The sequence below is a fragment of the Motiliproteus sediminis genome (genome assembly GCF_017912535.1).
GTDB lineage: Bacteria > Pseudomonadota > Gammaproteobacteria > Pseudomonadales > Balneatricaceae > Motiliproteus > Motiliproteus sediminis.
The window spans coordinates 219,770-236,305 of the sequence record NZ_JAERQK010000003.1 but is presented as its reverse complement, the minus strand read 5'-3'; the positions used below and the strand labels follow the sequence as shown (position 1 = coordinate 236,305).

Sequence of the window (16,536 nt, the reverse complement as noted above, 5' to 3'; positions counted from 1 at the left end):
GCAGCTACCTCAGTCGTGCCGGCCGCGCAGTTCCAGCCGGCGCGCAAACTCCTGCATCACCTGCAGGTAAAGCTCGTCACCGAGGTACTTGTCCTCTACCCCGGAATCGATACTGGGATTATCGTTGACCTCAATGACCACCGCGCGATTGCCGCTCTGCTTGATATCGATGCCGTAGAGACCATCACCGATCAGCTTGCTCGCCTTCATCGCCACCTGCAGTACCGGTTTGGGCACCTCAAAGGTAGGCAGGGTGTCAAAGCCGCCGGACTGCACCGCACCCTCACCGTGCTTGTAGATCTGCCAATGCTTTTTGGCCATGTAATAGCGACAGGCGTAGAGCGGCTTCTGGTTCAGTACGCCGATACGCCAGTCGTATTCGGTGTAGAGAAACTCCTGCGCCAGCACCAGCGCTGATTGCTTCAGTAGCCCCCGGCTGTGCTCGCGCAATCCCGCCCAGTCATCTACCTTGGCCATGCCGCGGGAGAACGACCCGTCGGGTATTTTCAGCACAATAGGGTAACCCAACCGTTCCGCTACCTCATGCAGACGCGCCTCGTCACTGCTGCAGAGGATCTCCGTCCGCGGCGCCGGAATCTTGTGGCGCCGCAGCAGATCGCTCAGGTACACCTTGTTGCAGCAGCGCATGATCGAGGCGGGATCATCGATCACCACCAGCCCTTCCGACTCGGCTTTTTTGGCAAAGCGGTAGGTGTAGTCATCGATGGCGGTGGTTTTGCGGATAAACAACGCGTCGAACTCCGCCAGCCGCTGCAGGTCGCGCCGCCCGATCAGTTCCGCTTCGATACCCACCTTGGCTGCCGCTTTGATAAAACGCTTCAGCGCTCTGGGATCGCTCGGCGGCAGACTCTCCTCCGGATCTACCAGTATCGCCAGATCGTAACGCGCCGGCTTGCGCGCGCTGGGTTTGCGCCAGATTTTGCGGCTGAACTGATCCAAGGCGCGGGCAAACAGGTCCTGATCCCCTTCAGTGGTGAGATCGCTGAGGCCCAGCAGCTTGAGCTCTTTCACCTGCCAGCGGTCACCCTTGAAGCGCAGCGCCACTTCGAGCATCGGACAGGGCAGACGCTCGAACAGCTCCTGGGCTAACGGGCGCAGATACACCTCGGCGGTATCACCAAAGAAGCTGCGAAAGCGCAGTTCCGACTCACCATGCTGTGGCTGCAACCGTTGCAATTGTTCGATCATACCGACCAGTTGCAGCTGGTAGAGCGCGCGGCGGCTGAGATCGTTAATCACTTTCAGCGAAGGCAGAATATGATGCTGCCGCGCTTCCGCCAGCAACGAGCAGTAGTAGCCGGGCGACAGATAACGCCGGCTACGGCACAGATTAATGACCCGCACCCGGCCCTTGGGCTCTGGCAGGTTGAGATACTCTTCAAAACTAATGACATCACCGCTGGGAAAATAGGGCGACCAGTCTTCCAGGGTGTCGACAACGATGAGAAGCGTCGACATGATAACTCCGTGGGTGGGGTAAATGTGGAGCCAGAATTTGGCGCGATTCTGCGCCTATTCCATGCCTCGGGCAACACTTTTTTAGTCCCCCTATGCCGCCCCGTGACCGCTCCGGCAAAAATCGCCACAGCCCTATTGCCACGGGGCCTACAGCAGATCTACACTGACTGGCATTCGCTCATTTTGAGCCACCTTCTCCCCGCCCTTCCGGAGGCGTATTCTGGCTATGTCCCTGCCCGCCCGATCTGTGCTGCTGCGTGCCGCCGATCACGATGACCTCGACGCCCTGGTAGAACTTGAAAATGCCTGTTTCGATGGTGACCGTCTCAGCCGACGCAGCTTTCGGCACCTGCTGCGCGGGCGCCACAGCCAGTGCCTGGTGGCGACCAGTGAGGGTCAGGTTGTTGGCTATATTCTGCTGCTGTTCCGTCGTGGGTCATCGTTGGCACGGGTCTACTCGCTGGCAACCGCTCCGGCTTGGCGAGGGAGCGGCATCGGCCGGCAACTGTTACAGGCCGCAGAATCCGTGGCACGCGAACGGCGCTGCCTGTTCGTGCGGCTGGAGGTGCGTGAAGACAATCCCGCCGCGCTGGCTCTCTACCGCGCCAAGGGATACAAGCTGTTCGATACCGAACCGGACTACTACGATGACGGCGCAACCGCCCTGCGGCTGGAAAAAGCATTGGCGCATACGCCGCCCCAGCCGCACCAGCGCCAGCTGTTCTATCGCCAGAGTACTCCCTTTACCTGCGGACCGGCGTCGCTGATGATGGCGATGGCATCACTGGATGCGGACAGCTGTTCACTGGATACCCGTACCGAGATCCAGCTCTGGCGCGAAGCGACCACCATATTCATGACCGCCGGCCACGGCGGCTGTTCACCGGAAGGCCTGGCGCTGAGTGCCTGGCAACGCGGCTTCGACGTTACCCTCTACCGCCAATGCCATGACATCCCTTTTATCGAGGGGGTGCGGGACGAGCGCAAGAAGCAGGTAATTCGGCTGGTACACGACGATTTCATCGAGCGGATCAACGCCAGTGAGATCCAGTTGCAGGATACCGCTATCACCCCGGCGCAGTTACAACAGCATATCGCCGCCGGCGATTGTCTGATCACGCTGATCAGCACCTGGCGTTTGAACCGCAATAAAGCTCCACACTGGGTATTCGTGGCCGGCTGTGACGAACGATTCGTCTATCTTAACGACCCGGATCCGGATGAAGATGGACACCACCCCTTCCACGACAGCATTCACCTGCCGGTCAGTCATCAGGAGTTCGAACGCATGGCCTGTTTCGGCAGCCAGAAGCTGAAAGCGACGCTGGTACTGCGCCCTGCCGGCGGCGAAACCCTGGCTGACGCCGGCAACATCGTCGAATGAACCTAGACCTGACCCTCAGCGCCCTGCTCGATCTGGCGCCACTCCAGTGGAGCAGCATCCTCGCAGCGATGCTCTCGGCCACCATCATCGGTCTGGAGCGCCAGTTGCTGGGCAAGCCGGTGGGTATCCGCACCAGTACCCTGATCTGCCTCGGCACCTACGTCTTTATCGCCATCTCTAACCACGTGATGCGCGATGTCACCGACCCATCCCGGATCATCGGTCAGGCGGTCACCGGTATCGGCTTTCTTGGGGCCGGGGTAATGATGTCCCGCGATGGCGCCGTGGTCGGTGTTACCTCCGCCGCCTGTATCTGGATGCTGGCCGCGATCGGCGTCACCATCGGCGTTGGCGAGCCGCTGCTGGGAGTCAAACTGGCACTGCTATCGGTGCTGGTTCTGGTCGGGGTTGATATCGCGGAGAACAGCTTCAAGGCGCTGCAACGCGGCGTACATCGTCGCCTGGGGCGCCATGGACGCCAGCCACGGGATCCTGAAAGGCTGCCCTGACGGCCCGCACATCTCGCTTTGCTAAATTGACAAAGCGCAACCAACCTCTAGGCTAACTGAGTGATAACGCGACATGGCTCCCCTTTTTTATTCCAGCTCAGGAGTCCCTCATGAAAGGTGACAAACAGGTGATCCAGCAACTCAACGCCGTGTTGACTCTGGAGCTCACCGCCATCAACCAGTATTTCCTCCATTCGCGCATGCAGCGTAACTGGGGGTTCGATGAGCTCAACGAGCACAGCTACAAGAAGTCGATTCAGGATATGAAACAGGCTGACGACCTGATCGAACGTATTCTGTTTCTCGAAGGCCTGCCCAACCTGCAGGATCTCGGCCGCTTGCGCATCGGCGAGAACATCCCCGAGATGCTCGAGTGCGACATGAGCCTGCAACTGGCGGAGTTGACCACGCTTCGCAGCACCATCGCGTTGTGTGAATCTCAGCAGGACTACGTCAGCCGCGAGCTGCTGGAGAAGATCCTCGATGAGGAAGAGGAGCAGGTGGACTGGATCGAAACCCAACAACACCTGATTCAGACCACCGGCATTGAAAACTACCTGCAGAGCCAGATGAGCTGAGGAGGCCACCATGAAAGGCAACGACAAGGTGATCGCCGCGCTCAACGGGTTGCTGGCCTCAGAACTGACTGCGATGGACCAATATTTTATCCACTCCCGGATGTATCACGACTGGGGGCTGGAAGCCCTTTACGAGCGAATCGCCCATGAATTTGACGATGAAAAAGAGCACGCATCGAAGTTGATTGAGCGAATCCTATTTCTTGAAGGCACCCCGGATATGGTCACGCGCGAACCGCTGCGCGTCGGTAAAAACGTGCCTGAGATGCTCAAGAATGATCTGTTGGTGGAGTACGAAGTGGGCGATGCCTTGAAACAAGCCATCGCCCTGTGCGAATCGGAATCGGATTATCAAAGTCGTGAAATTCTGGAAACCTTGCTAGCCGATACCGAGGAGGATCACGCCTACTGGCTCGAACAGCAACTGGGACTGATAGACAGAGTGGGGCTGCCCAACTACCTGCAATCCCAAATGAGCAGTTAGTATAAGCGCTATAACAAAACGCTATTGATAATCCTTCTCATTTCGATTAGCATGGACGATGTTGATCATGAGTGAGGCCGTGTTATGTACGTTTGCGTTTGCAAAGAGGTGACCGACAGCCAGCTGCAGCAAGTAGTGGTGGAAGGTGCAGATAATCTGCGCCAAGCCAGCCGCTGTACCGGACTCGGTACCCAGTGTGGTAAGTGTTTCTGTTTCGCACGCGAGCGCATCGAACATCATCGCGCACACGCCTCCCGGCAGGACAGCCGGGTAGCCTGATCGGCCAACCCCCAACTCCTTTACGCACCTCCGGGTGCGTTTTTTATGCGCCCGTGCCGGCTAAGGAGCCTGGTCTATTCGCCAACAAAAAACCCCGCCGCAGCGGGGTTTTGATCAGGGTCGACGTTTAGATATCTTCAACGTCAAACTCAGCTACCGGGCTGACGTCGGCGTCGTAGTCAACGCCTTCGATACCAAAGCCGAACAGGCGCAGGAACTCATCCTTGTAGCCCTGATAATCGGTCAGCTCGCGCAGATTTTCGGTAGTCACCGCCGGCCAGATTTCGCGACAGGCGTTCTGCACGTCGTCGCGCAGTTCCCAGTCGTCAAGGCGGAAGCGGTTACCCTCATCGGTCTCGCCCGCCGCCTGGTCGTCACGGAACAGGCGCTCACGGAACAGCCGGTTGATTTGCTCGATGCAGCCTTCGTGCAGGCCCTTCTCTTTCATCACCTTGAACGCCATGGCGATATAGAGCGGCATCACCGGAATCGCAGAGCTCGCCTGGGTAACCACGCTCTTCAACACTGCCACGTTGGCGCTGCCGCCCTTGGCGCTGAGGCGCTGGTCGAGTTCGTTGGCTGCGCGGTCCAGGTCCATCTTGGCTTTACCCAGAGCACCGTCCCAGTAGATCGGCCAGGTGATGTCTGTACCGATATAGCTGTAGGACACAGTGCGTGCGCCTTCGGCCAGCACGCCGGCCTTATCCAACGCATCAATCCACAGTTCCCAATCCTGACCGCCCATCACCGTGATGGTATCGGCGATCTCCTGCTCGGTGGCAGGCTCGACTTCCGCTTCGATGATGGTGTCACGGTTGGTATCCACCGCAGTGGAGCGGTAAGTTTCACCGATCGGCTTGAGGCAGGAGCGCACCACTTCACCACTGTCCGGCAGCTTGCGTACCGGGCTTGCCAGCGAGTACACCACCAGATCGACCTGCCCCAGATCCTGCTTGATCAGATCGATGGTCTTCTGTTTGGCTTCGTGGGAAAAGGCATCGCCGTTCAGGCTCTTGGAATAGAGCCCTTCCTCTTTGGCGCACTTGTCAAACGCTGCGGAGTTATACCAGCCGGCGGTACCGGTCTTCTTTTCGGTACCCGGCTTTTCGAAGAAAACGCCGATAGTCGCTGCCCCACAGCCGAACGCGGCGGTGATACGTGAGCACAAACCGTAGCCACTGGAAGCACCGATCACCAGCACCCGCTTGGGACCATTGGCGATGGGGCCGCCCGCTTTGACGGTGGCGATCTGTTGACGAACGTTGGCCTCACATCCGACGGGATGGGTAGTGGTGCAGATAAAACCACGAATTTTCGGTTGGATGATCACGGTCTGACTCAATCCTTCTGGTTAACGGTGACAAAAAGTGGCGCCATTATAGCCCGGAGCCACACCGGAATGCGAAATCGATCTCCGCTTTCAGGAGCTCGCCGATCCTTCACTATCGACAAAGATCCGGTCACGCCCGGCGGCCTTGGCCCGGTACAGCCGGCTGTCGGCGATCTCTACCAGTTTGGCACAGTCGTTTAGCTCCTCCAGTTCGCATAGATCAGCGATTCCGGCACTGAAGTAACAGGTCAACGTCGCCTTGCCGCGACGAACCGGTGAGGCGATTAACGCCTCACGATAACGGCTAAGCACGGTCTGCGCCTGCACCCGATCAATCCCGATAAACAAGACCGCAAACTCTTCCCCCCCGTAGCGCGCGACGAGATCGTAAGGACGACAATGACGCTTGAGCAAAGCGGCAAAGTGACTCAGCACCTCGTCACCGAAGAGGTGGCCGTGGTCATCGTTGACGGCCTTGAAATGGTCAATATCGAGCATGGCGAAAGAGAGTGGCGCATTATCGCGCCGGGCCTGGGCGCAGGCCGGCGCCATACGGTCGAAGAAATGGCGGCGATTGAACACACCCGTTAGCGGGTCGGTTATCGAAAGCTGTTCCAGCTTTTCTTGGTATGCATGGGTCTGGGTAACGTCCATCAACGTCCCCAGCGCGCGAAAAGCGGCGTTACCATGGGGCAATCGCTTGCCGGCAAACTGTAGCCAGCGATCCCCGACCCGCATGACCTGTTCGAGGTTATAACCGGGAGAACTTCCCTGCATGCGACCCCGCAAGCTGCGAAACAGCTCACATGCCGGGTGCCGGTCCTGCAGACTGAGCACCCCCTCACCGGCTTCAACGCCCAACAGCTCGGCGCTGCGCCGATCGAGGTAGAGTTCGTCATTGTCGAGGTTCCAGTCCCAGCAACCCAGATCAGCGCCCCAGAGGGCCAACGCCAAACGCTGCTGGCTGTCGCTGAGTTCGTCCTCAGCGCGCCAGCGATTGCGGATTTCCGCTCTTAGGCGGTGGTTTAGACGCATCACCAGATGGACTGCGATCACCAGTATCAGAATGCCGATACCGACCAACGGCACCGGAACCTCACTGGTTTGATAGAGGTAGTCCAGACCCGCGAAGCAGGTACCGCTGAGCAGGGCCAGCAGAAGACCCAGCCACGGGGCCAGCCCCCATCGTGACGGGTGCCAGCCCTGATCGATTCGCCGCAACACCCTGACCACGTAGAAACCTCCCGGAACCTGCCGGAAGTTTAGTCCACACCGTGCCTGGTGTTATTAACCCCGATTCAATCCAGCAGTGACTTTGGCGTGATCATCGACAGCAATTGCTCAAGATCAAGACTGGCTTCGAGCGCGTCCGCCAGGCGGTCGATACCCTCCTCCTGCAGCGCGCTGAGGTCCTGATGCCGGGGGCGCTCCAACCCGGCCCAGCTGAGCAGCGCCGCCAGTGCTTGCGGATGGTCGAATAGTCCGTGCAGATAAGTGCCAAGGATCTGGCCATCATTGGAACGCGCACCATCGCATCGTCCGGCAAGCGTTACCAGCGGCTGCTCCAGCGCCTTGCCGCAGCTGATACCGGCGTGAATCTCGTAGCCGGTCACCATCGCCCCCCAGGGCTGCAACCGGCCCTCGACCCGGTGCAGCTGTTTCTGCGGTTGCAGCCGGGTGGAGAAATCCAGCAGCCCCAGGCCCGGGGTGTCGCCGACGCGACCCTCAATTCCCTGCGGGTCGGACAGCGTCTGCCCTAGCATCTGAAAGCCGCCGCAGATACCCAGCAGCTTGCCGCCATAACGCAGGTGACGCGCAATAGCGTTCTCCCAACCGTTGGCACGCAGCTGTTGCAGGTCACTGGCGACGCTCTTGGAACCGGGCAAAATAATGAGGTCAGCAGCCGGAATCCTCTGCCCCGGGCCAACAAAAATCAGCTCTACCTGCGGGTGCATCCGCAACGCATCAAAGTCGGTATGATTCGAGATCCGCGGCAGCACCGGCACTGCCACTTTCAACAACGGCCCCTCGGCATTGAGGTTCTGCGCGGCGATGGCGTCTTCTGCTTCCAGATAGAGCCCCTGCAGGTAAGGAACCGTGCCCAGCAGCGGTTTGCCGGTACGCTGTTCCAGCCAGCGGTTGCCCGGCTCCAGCAGGGCGATATCACCGCGAAACTTGTTGATAATCAGTGCTTCGGTGCGCTGGCGTTCGCTGTCACTGAGCAGCTCCAGGGTCCCCACCAGATGGGCAAACACCCCGCCGCGGTCGATATCGGCGATCAGGATGACCGGGCAGTCGACCGCTTCAGCGAAGCCCATATTGGCGATGTCGCGGTCGCGCAGATTGATCTCCGCCGGACTCCCCGCCCCCTCGACGACTACCAGCTCATACTGTTCACACAAACGCCGATGGGACTGCAGAACCGCCGCCAGCGCCCGCGTTTTGTAATCATGATAGGGACCGGCTTCCATCTCGCCGATGGGGTGGCCATGGACGATGACCTGGGCGCCGGTATCGGTATTAGGCTTAAGCAGCACCGGATTCATGTCGGTATGGGGTTCCAGCCCACAGGCGCGTGCCTGTACCGCTTGCGCGCGACCGATTTCACCGCCGTCAACGGTGACCGCGCTGTTAAGCGCCATATTCTGCGGTTTGAACGGCGCCACCCGAATACCGCGGCGATAGAACAACCGACACAATCCGGTTACCAGCGCACTCTTACCCGCATCGGAAGTGGTGCCCTGAATCATCAGCGTCTGTCGTTGCATGGTTGCTACCTGCTTGCCTTTCATCAATGGCGCATTAAGATGACGCCGGTCTTTCGCTTTCTCGCCTTGCTACCCTGCCGGATCCGCCATGCTGTTCAGCCTGCTCATCCTAGTCTTTGCCCTGATGTTAGACGCGTTGCTGGGCGAGCCACGCCGCTGGCACCCACTGGTGGGATTTGGCCGGCTGGCTGCGGCTTTGGAGCAGGCATTGTACGGCAGCCGCCCGACAACACCAGTGCAAATGCGTGCCAAGGGTGTCGCCGCACTGGTGATCGCCATCGCCCCACTATCCATCCTGGCCTGCCTGATCACTTGGTTACCGGGGGGCTGGCTGTTTGAACTGATCGGTCTTTATCTCTGTCTGGGTCGCCACAGCTTGCGCCAGCACCTGCTGGCCGTCGCCACGCCACTGGCAGAGGGCGATCTCGAGCGGGCACGCAGCCACCTCGGCCGGATCGTCAGCCGCGATACCGATTCCCTCGATCAAACCGGGATCGCCGCTGCGGCGGTCGAATCGGCGCTGGAAAACGGCCATGACGCCCTGTTCGCGACCCTGTTCTGGTTTCTGCTGGCCGGCTTGCCCGGCGCCCTGCTCCACCGGCTGGCCAACACGCTGGACGCCATGTGGGGGTATCGTAATGAGCGCTACCGTGAGTTTGGCTGGGCAGCGGCCAGACTCGATGACCTGCTGGGTTGGATCCCCGCGCGGGTCACCGCACTGGGCTACGCCGCCTGCGGCGCAACAGCGGTGGCCCTGCATGCGTGGCGCACCCAGGCAGAAGCCCATGACAGCCCTAATGCGGGACCAGTGATGGCAGCCGGCGCCGGCGCGCTGGAGGTTCGGGTCGGCGGCGACAACCTGTATCAAGGCCGGCTGCGCCGGCGCCCGCGTTTCGGCTTCGGCGCGACCGTTAGCCATATCGACATTCAGCGAGCGCTGAATCTGATCGACCGGACGCTACTGCTATGGCTGCTGGTCGTTTTGGCGCTGGCACTGGCCGTGGGGAGCAGCTCATGATGCTGGAACATGGCGGACGCCTGCACGCCGCAGCCCGCAAATACCAGCGTCCGCTGGAGCAGTGGCTGGACCTCTCCACCGGCATCAATCCCCACGGCTGGCCGGTTGCAGCGATTCCATCAGCGGTCTGGAACCGCCTTCCGGAGCCAGATGACGACCTCACGCAGGTGGCCCGCGAGTATTATGGCTGCCGATCCCTGCTGCCCCTCGCCGGCAGTCAGGCAGCTATCCAAGCACTACCGCAGCTACGCCCTTGTGGACAGGTTGCGCTGCCGCGTATCGGCTATCAGGAACACCTCAACGCCTGGCACCGCGCGGGGCATCGTGTCAGCCTCTATGACCAACTACCCGACGATGCCAGCGGCTATGACGTTGTGGTGGTGATTAACCCCAATAACCCCAGCGGCGCGCACACAGCAGCAAGTCGGTTACTGACACTGCACCGGCAGTTAGCCTCCGGCGGCGGCTGGTTGGTGGTGGATGAGGCGTTCGCTGACGCCGCACCGGAGCAGAGTCTGGCGGCATACAGCGACCGTCCGGGATTACTGCTGCTGCGTTCGGTGGGCAAGTTCTTCGGTCTGGCCGGCCTGCGCGCCGGTTTTCTACTGGCAGAGCAACCGCTGTGCGCACGCCTGGAGCAGCACCTCGGACCTTGGGCCATGAGCCATCCGGCCCGCTGGGTGTGCATCCACGCTCTGCAGGACCGCCATTGGCAGAACGACACCCGCCGAATACTGGTTCAGGAGAGCCGCCGGCTGACACAATTGCTGCAGCGGCTAAACCCACAAAAAACCGCCGGTTGCGCCCTGTTCCAAACCCTCTACCATGAGCGGGCGACACAACTGCACCAGCAGTTCGCCGATCACGGGGTGCTGACCCGATTATTCAACGACGCCCGCCTGTTGCGGCTGGGGCTCCCCGCAGATGAGGCTCAGTGGCAACGGCTAACGCAGGTTGTTGACCAACTGGCCGGCACTCAACCCACCTCTGCGACAACGAGACCGAATGATGACTGACGAGCAACGCGACCAGCGCCACCACGCCCGCATGCAGCGCAAGAAGGCGATCATCGACGCCAAGATCCAACGAGCCACTGAAGAGCGCGGAATTCTGGTGATCCTCAAAGGTACCGGCAAAGGCAAAAGCAGTTCCGCTTTTGGCATGGTGGCACGAGCCCTCGGGCACGACATGCAGGTGGGTATCGTGCAGTTCATCAAGGGTAAGTGGCAGACCGGTGAAGAGAAGCTGTTTGCCAACCATCCGGCGGTGCGATTTGAGGTGATGGGCACCGGATTTACCTGGGACACTCAGGATCGCCGTGCCGACATTGCAGCGTCTGAACAGAGCTGGTCAAAGGCGGAGCGGATGCTCGCCGACGAGCATCTATCACTGGTGGTACTGGACGAAATCACCTACCTGTTCCAATACGACTACCTGCCGCTGGAAAAGCTGCTCACCGCGCTCTCCCGGCGCCCGGCACATCAGCACGTTGTCATTACCGGTCGCCCCTGTCCCGATGCCCTCGAAGCGGTAGCCGATACCATTACCGAGGTGCGCAACCAGCGCCACGCCTTTGCCAGCGGGATCAAAGCCCAGCCCGGGATCGACTGGTGACAGCCAAACGGCAACCCCGCATCAGCCGGTACCGACTTTGGCGTGCGCCCGACGATGGCGCACCCCTGTCGCATCCATAGCCCGCCGGGTTAATAAATTACCCTCAGCGGGTGGTTTTCCACTAAGCTAGCGTTCAGCACCCATTTGGATAGACGCATAGAGAGATATGGTCAACACCACGCGCGAAAGGATCCTCGCCGCCCTTGCCGCCAGCGGCTTTCTGATCTTGCTGCTGACGGCCATCCAGTTGGGCTTCAACTACTGGCTCCACGAAGCCGAACGCCATACCCGCCTGATCGCGCTGGATTCCGCCAAGAACCTGGAACGCAACGTCGAGCGCTCGTTGGCGGGCGCCAAGGTACTGGGAACCTACATCGAAGTGACCGGCGGGCGCAGTGATAATTTCGAGGCGATCGCCGACAGCATTCTGCACAACCTGCAGGGGATCACCAACCTGCAACTCGCACCTGATGGCGTCATCGCCAAAATCTACCCTCTGGCCGGCAACGAAAAGGCGATCGGCCATGACCTGTTGCAAGACGACAAACGCCGTGCCGAAGCCCGCAAGGCGATCGAAACCCACAAGCTAACCCTGGCCGGCCCCTTTGAGCTGGTTCAGGGCGGTGTAGCGATCATCGGTCGTCAGCCGGTGGAGATTGAGCAGCAGTTCTGGGGATTTGCCTCAGCGCTGATTCGGATGGATCAGGTGATGGCGATGAGCGAACTGGACCAGCTTGCCGCCGCGGGCTACGGCTACAAGTTGTGGCGCAACCATCCCGACAGCGGCGAGCCGCAGGTGATAGCCGGTGACCGTTCACTGACGGCGGAGATTCTCACTCAGGCCACCATTACCCTGCCCAACTCCACCTGGTATCTGGACGTCGCCTACTTCAAACCGCCCAAGTTCCGGGCCGCCAACGCCCTGGCCTTGGCGCTGGCGCTGCTACTCAGCCTGATTATCGGCCACTGGGTTTTTCATCTGCTCGCCCGGCCACGATTATTGGAACACCAAGTGGCCGTCAAGACCGACCAGCTGCAGCACACCAACCGGCAACTGCGCCATGAAAGAACCCAACTGGGGCTGTTTCGTAGCGCCGTAGAGCAGAGTGGCAATGCCATCGTCATCGCTAACAGCGAGGGGGTGATCGAATACACCAACCCCCGCTTTCAAGAAGTCACCGGGTTTTCCTCCGACGAGGCCCGTGGTCGCTACCCCAGCATCATCAAATCGGTCTTTACCTCCCCCCAGGAGAACAGCGAGCTCTGGCAGACCTTGAAGAGCGGCAACGTCTGGCGCGGAGAGCGCCGCAACCAGCGCAAAAACGGTAGCCACTACTGGTCGCTGATGCACATCGCACCGATCCGCGACGAACAGGGCTCCATTACCCACTACATCTCCGTCAGCGACGATATTACCGACGCCAAAGAGAACCAGCTGCTGATCGAAAAACTGGCCTACCATGACTCCCTCACCGGGCTTGCCAACCGGCGCTACTTTGTCGACCGACTGGAACAGGTGGTGCGCTACAGCGAACGTCACCAGCGCTGCTCGGCGGTGCTGTTTATCGATCTGGACCGGTTTAAAGCTGTCAATGACAGCTTCGGCCACGAGGTGGGCGACAGCCTGCTGGTTGAGGTGGCCAACCGGCTGCTGAAGATGACCCGCAAGAGCGACCTGTGCGCCCGCCTCGGCGGTGACGAATTTACCGTACTGCTGACCGAAGTAGATTGCGCGCAGGGCGTCTATGCAGCCACGGAGAAGATCATTGAGGCGCTACGGCAACCGTTGGTTATCGATGGCCACGACTGTGACGTCAGCGCCAGCATCGGCGTCAGTCTGGTTGGTCAGCAGCATCAGAGCGCGGGTCAGGTTATCCGTCAGGCGGATATGGCGCTGTACCGGGCCAAAAACGCCGGGCGTGACCAGTACCGGGTGTACCAGGCTGAAAGCGATCTCGACGCCAGCGAGGAGCCGGAGCCGCACTAAACGGTTTCCGGCTCCAGCGGTCGAGGCCCGCGCAATAGCCGTTTTATATCCTCGAGCACCAGATAGTTGACCGGAATAATCAGCAGGGTGATCAGGGTTGCGAACAGAATACCGAAGCCCAGCGACACCGCCATCGGGATCAGGAACTGCGCCTGGGTGCTTTTCTCGAAGATCAGCGGCATCAGTCCGATAAAGGTGGTTAACGAGGTGAGCAGCACCGGGCGGAAACGCGCGGCTCCCGCCTGACGCACCGCTTCGGCCAGCGCGACCCCCTCAAGCTTGCGCCGGTTGATAAAATCCACCAGCACCAGCGAATCATTGACCACCACCCCCAGCAGCGCCAGCATCCCCATCAGGCTCATCATGGTCAGTGGCATCCCCATCAACCAGTGACCGCCGATGGCACCGACCACCCCGAAGGGTATGACCGACATCACGATCAGCGGCTGCAGGTAGGATTTGAACGGGATCGCCAGCAGCGCAAAGATCACGAACAGTACGCCGATCAGACCGAAGAACAGCCCCCGGAACGAATCACGCTGCTCTTTGGCCTCACCCTCAAGGCTGTAGCGAACCTCGGGGAACGCCGGCAAGCGCTCCTCCAGATACGCCTCAACATCACGCTTGATCGCTTCCAGATCCGCCTCCTCCTTGTTGGCGTCGGCGGTGACGTTAACCGTGCGACGTCGGTCGATACGGTTGATCGAGGCCGGGCTGCGCTCTGGCGTCAGCCGTGCCACCTCGCTGAAGGGCACTTCGGTACCGTCCGCGGTCCTGATCTGCATCCGCTCCAGGGTCTGCAGCGACTGGCGCTCATCAATGGGGTAGCGCACCAGCACCTTGACCTCGTCACGGGCGCGCAAAATGCGTTGCACCTCGAAACCGAAGAATGCCTGCCGCACCTGCCGGGCCAACTGCGACAGGGTCACACCGAGCACTTCGGCTTCCGGCTTCAGATCGATCTGCAGTTCCTGCTTGCCGTTGGAGAGCGAGTCGGCGATATCGAACAGGTGGGGATAGGTCGACAACCGCAGGCGCAGCTCTTCCGCCAGCAGGCGGAGCTGGTCCAGATCGTTACCGGTCAACTGAATATCCACCGGGTCACCACCACGACCGATTTCGGCCCGGTAGTTGATCGACTCGGCACCGGGGATCTCTCCGATCTGTTTGCGCCACTCGCGCACCAGCTCCGAACTGGTGATCTCCAGGGTACGGTGCTCCGGCGCCACAATCTCAAACATCACCCGCCCCCGGTTGGCGCCGTTATTGGCGGAAGCCGACAGTATATGGGTGATGATGCTGGCGCCGGTTTCCGGCTCGATGTATGTGTCCTGCAGTTTTTGCGCGGCGGCGGTGATCCGCTCTATGTGCCGATCGGTGACCGCAAAGGGAGTCCCCGCCGGCATCACCAGCGTGGCGCGGGCCACTTCACTCTGTACCCGGGGAAAAAACAGGAACTTGGTCCAGCCCGCCGCCACCGTGGCAAACACAATGCTGCTGATACCGATGATGGTCGCCAGCGCCAGATAACGATGCCGCAGCACCCGCTCAAGTACCGGACTGTAGTAGCGCTGCACAAACCGTTCTAGCCCGCCGGCGATAGCACGTTGCACCCGGCTGATGCGTGAATGCTCGTTGGGTGGCCGAAGGTGCCGCAGATGCGCCGGCAGCACCAGTTTCGACTCCACCAGCGAAAACAGCAGCACCGGAATGATCACCAGCGGGATCTGTTCGAAGATGGCACCGCGCACCCCGTCGATCATCATCAGCGGCACAAAGGCCACCACCGTGGTCAGTACCCCGAAGGTTACCGGCACCGCGATCTCATGGGTGCCTTCTATCGCCGCGCGGGCGCTGTCACCATGGCGGGTGTAGTGGGTATAGATGTTTTCCCCGGTGACGATGGCGTCGTCCACCACGATCCCCAGCACCAGAATAAAGGCGAACAAACTGACAATATTAAGGGTGACCCCCATCTCCGGCATCAGCGCAAAGCCGCCAGCAAAGGCCACCGGCAACCCCACACAGACCCAGAACGCGACCTTGGGGCGCAGGAACAGCGCCAGCAACAGCATCACCAGAATGCCGCCCTGAATAGCATTTTTGGTCAGGGTCTGCAGCCGCGCATTGACGATCTTGGAGCGATCGCGCCAGTAATCGAGCGCCACCCCTTGCGGTAACTGCGGCGCTTTGGCGCCGATATAATCACGCACCTGACGCGCCAGGGTGATGGAGTTCTGATCACCCACCCGATAGACATCGATGGAAACCGCAGGCTGGCCGTCAAAGCGGGTTTTCACCGGATCCTCTTCAAAGCCGTCGCTGATCCGGGCGATATCACCCACGGTAACCCGGGTGCCGTCAGCCCGGGTCAGCACCGGTATGCGGCTGAACTGGGCCGCGTTATAGGCCTGGCCACGGGTGCGCACCAGGATATCAGCACCGCCGGTACGGATATTGCCGGCCGACAGGTCCACCGAGCCATCGCGCACCGCGGTTGCCACCTCAGCCAACGTCAACCCGTACTCCTTGAGGGTGTAGTCGGATACTTCGATCGCCAGCTCATAGCTGGGAGCGCTGTCCAGCTCGACCTGGGTAACGTTAGGCAGATTCAGCAGGTCGTCGCGCACCTGCTCGGCCAGGCGACGCAGCTCGATGGCATCCCGCTCGCCATAAACCACCACACTGATCACTTCGCGAACCCGCTGCTGCAGGCTGACCACCGGACGTTCCGCATCGACCGGAAAGGTGTTGATGGCATCCACCCGACTCTTGATATCATTCATCAGATCGCGTGGTTCGGTACCTTTGGCCACTTCAACGCTCACCAGCACTGAGCCTTCGGTGGAGCGTGAGAACAGACGGTCGATCCCTTCCAGATCCTGCACCGACTCCTCAATCCGGATCGCCAGCGCCTCTTCCACTTCAGAGGGGGTCGCACCGGGATAGCTGACCCTGACGTTGATCAGGTCCAGTTCGATATCCGGAAACACCTCCAGCGGGAGCCGGCTGGCGATGGAATGGAGCCCCGCCAGCAGCACCGCCAGCATCAGCAGATTGGCCGCTACGGGATTGCGGGCAAACCAGGTGATCAGGCCGTTCATAC

Annotated in this window: 14 protein-coding genes; 9 read left to right on the top strand and 5 right to left on the bottom strand. The window is 60.4% G+C overall.

Features of this window, described 5'->3' with window-relative positions:
- Positions 1 to 9: 9 nt before the first annotated feature.
- Positions 10 to 1,479 carry a RimK family protein gene (locus tag JJQ76_RS07985; protein ID WP_210396239.1) on the bottom strand — a complete coding sequence of 490 codons (1,470 nt, stop codon included), beginning with the start codon at positions 1,477 to 1,479 and terminating at the stop codon, positions 10 to 12.
- A gap of 226 nt (positions 1,480 to 1,705) precedes the next feature.
- Between JJQ76_RS07985 and JJQ76_RS07980 the strand changes: the two genes are divergently transcribed.
- The 5 genes from JJQ76_RS07980 to JJQ76_RS07960 all read left to right on the top strand — a co-directional run bounded on the left by JJQ76_RS07980 (position 1,706) and on the right by JJQ76_RS07960 (position 4,713).
- The gene (locus JJQ76_RS07980; RefSeq protein ID WP_210396238.1) at positions 1,706 to 2,863 is read left to right on the top strand and encodes a GNAT family N-acetyltransferase/peptidase C39 family protein; all 1,158 of its coding nucleotides are present in this window, start codon (positions 1,706 to 1,708) and stop codon (positions 2,861 to 2,863) included.
- The gene (locus tag JJQ76_RS07975) at positions 2,860 to 3,372 is read left to right on the top strand and encodes an MgtC/SapB family protein (RefSeq protein WP_210396237.1); all 513 of its coding nucleotides are present in this window, start codon (positions 2,860 to 2,862) and stop codon (positions 3,370 to 3,372) included. Before JJQ76_RS07980 ends, JJQ76_RS07975 begins: the two co-directional genes overlap by 4 nt.
- A gap of 110 nt (positions 3,373 to 3,482) precedes the next feature.
- Positions 3,483 to 3,950, top strand: a complete 468-nt coding sequence (bfr, locus tag JJQ76_RS07970; protein WP_210396236.1) for a bacterioferritin — start codon at positions 3,483 to 3,485, stop codon at positions 3,948 to 3,950.
- A 10-nt stretch (positions 3,951 to 3,960) separates the two neighbouring features.
- Positions 3,961 to 4,434: a bacterioferritin gene (gene bfr, locus JJQ76_RS07965; protein WP_210396235.1), complete on the top strand. Its 474-nt coding sequence runs from the start codon at positions 3,961 to 3,963 to the stop codon at positions 4,432 to 4,434.
- Positions 4,435 to 4,518: 84 nt separating this feature from the next.
- Positions 4,519 to 4,713 carry a (2Fe-2S)-binding protein gene (locus tag JJQ76_RS07960; protein ID WP_210396234.1) on the top strand — a complete coding sequence of 65 codons (195 nt, stop codon included), beginning with the start codon at positions 4,519 to 4,521 and terminating at the stop codon, positions 4,711 to 4,713.
- Between the two features lie 127 nt (positions 4,714 to 4,840).
- Here the strand turns inward: JJQ76_RS07960 and fabV are convergent, their stop codons facing one another.
- From fabV to JJQ76_RS07945, 3 genes are all read right to left on the bottom strand, one after another.
- Positions 4,841 to 6,043, bottom strand: coding sequence for an enoyl-ACP reductase FabV (fabV, locus tag JJQ76_RS07955; protein ID WP_210396233.1), 1,203 nt, complete (start codon positions 6,041 to 6,043; stop codon positions 4,841 to 4,843).
- Positions 6,044 to 6,133: 90 nt separating this feature from the next.
- Positions 6,134 to 7,276 carry a GGDEF domain-containing protein gene (locus tag JJQ76_RS18225; protein WP_210396232.1) on the bottom strand — a complete coding sequence of 381 codons (1,143 nt, stop codon included), beginning with the start codon at positions 7,274 to 7,276 and terminating at the stop codon, positions 6,134 to 6,136.
- Between the two features lie 65 nt (positions 7,277 to 7,341).
- The gene (locus JJQ76_RS07945) at positions 7,342 to 8,811 is read right to left on the bottom strand and encodes a cobyric acid synthase (protein WP_210396231.1); all 1,470 of its coding nucleotides are present in this window, start codon (positions 8,809 to 8,811) and stop codon (positions 7,342 to 7,344) included.
- Between the two features lie 88 nt (positions 8,812 to 8,899).
- Between JJQ76_RS07945 and cbiB the strand changes: the two genes are divergently transcribed.
- From cbiB to JJQ76_RS07925, 4 genes are all read left to right on the top strand, one after another.
- Positions 8,900 to 9,829, top strand: a complete 930-nt coding sequence (gene cbiB / locus JJQ76_RS07940; RefSeq protein ID WP_210396230.1) for an adenosylcobinamide-phosphate synthase CbiB — start codon at positions 8,900 to 8,902, stop codon at positions 9,827 to 9,829.
- Complete coding sequence (gene cobD / locus JJQ76_RS07935) at positions 9,826 to 10,845, top strand: threonine-phosphate decarboxylase CobD (protein WP_246480474.1); 1,020 nt, start codon at positions 9,826 to 9,828, stop codon at positions 10,843 to 10,845. Before cbiB ends, cobD begins: the two co-directional genes overlap by 4 nt.
- The gene (gene cobO, locus JJQ76_RS07930) at positions 10,835 to 11,443 is read left to right on the top strand and encodes a cob(I)yrinic acid a,c-diamide adenosyltransferase (protein ID WP_343232497.1); all 609 of its coding nucleotides are present in this window, start codon (positions 10,835 to 10,837) and stop codon (positions 11,441 to 11,443) included. Before cobD ends, cobO begins: the two co-directional genes overlap by 11 nt.
- A gap of 166 nt (positions 11,444 to 11,609) precedes the next feature.
- The gene (locus JJQ76_RS07925) at positions 11,610 to 13,430 is read left to right on the top strand and encodes a sensor domain-containing diguanylate cyclase (protein WP_210396229.1); all 1,821 of its coding nucleotides are present in this window, start codon (positions 11,610 to 11,612) and stop codon (positions 13,428 to 13,430) included.
- Here JJQ76_RS07925 and JJQ76_RS07920 read toward each other — a convergent pair.
- Positions 13,427 to 16,534 (bottom strand): efflux RND transporter permease subunit, encoded by a 3,108-nt coding sequence (locus JJQ76_RS07920; protein WP_246480461.1) that lies wholly within the window; start codon positions 16,532 to 16,534, stop codon positions 13,427 to 13,429. The two genes, JJQ76_RS07925 and JJQ76_RS07920, sit on opposite strands and share 4 nt — an antisense overlap.
- Positions 16,535 to 16,536 lie beyond the last annotated feature (2 nt).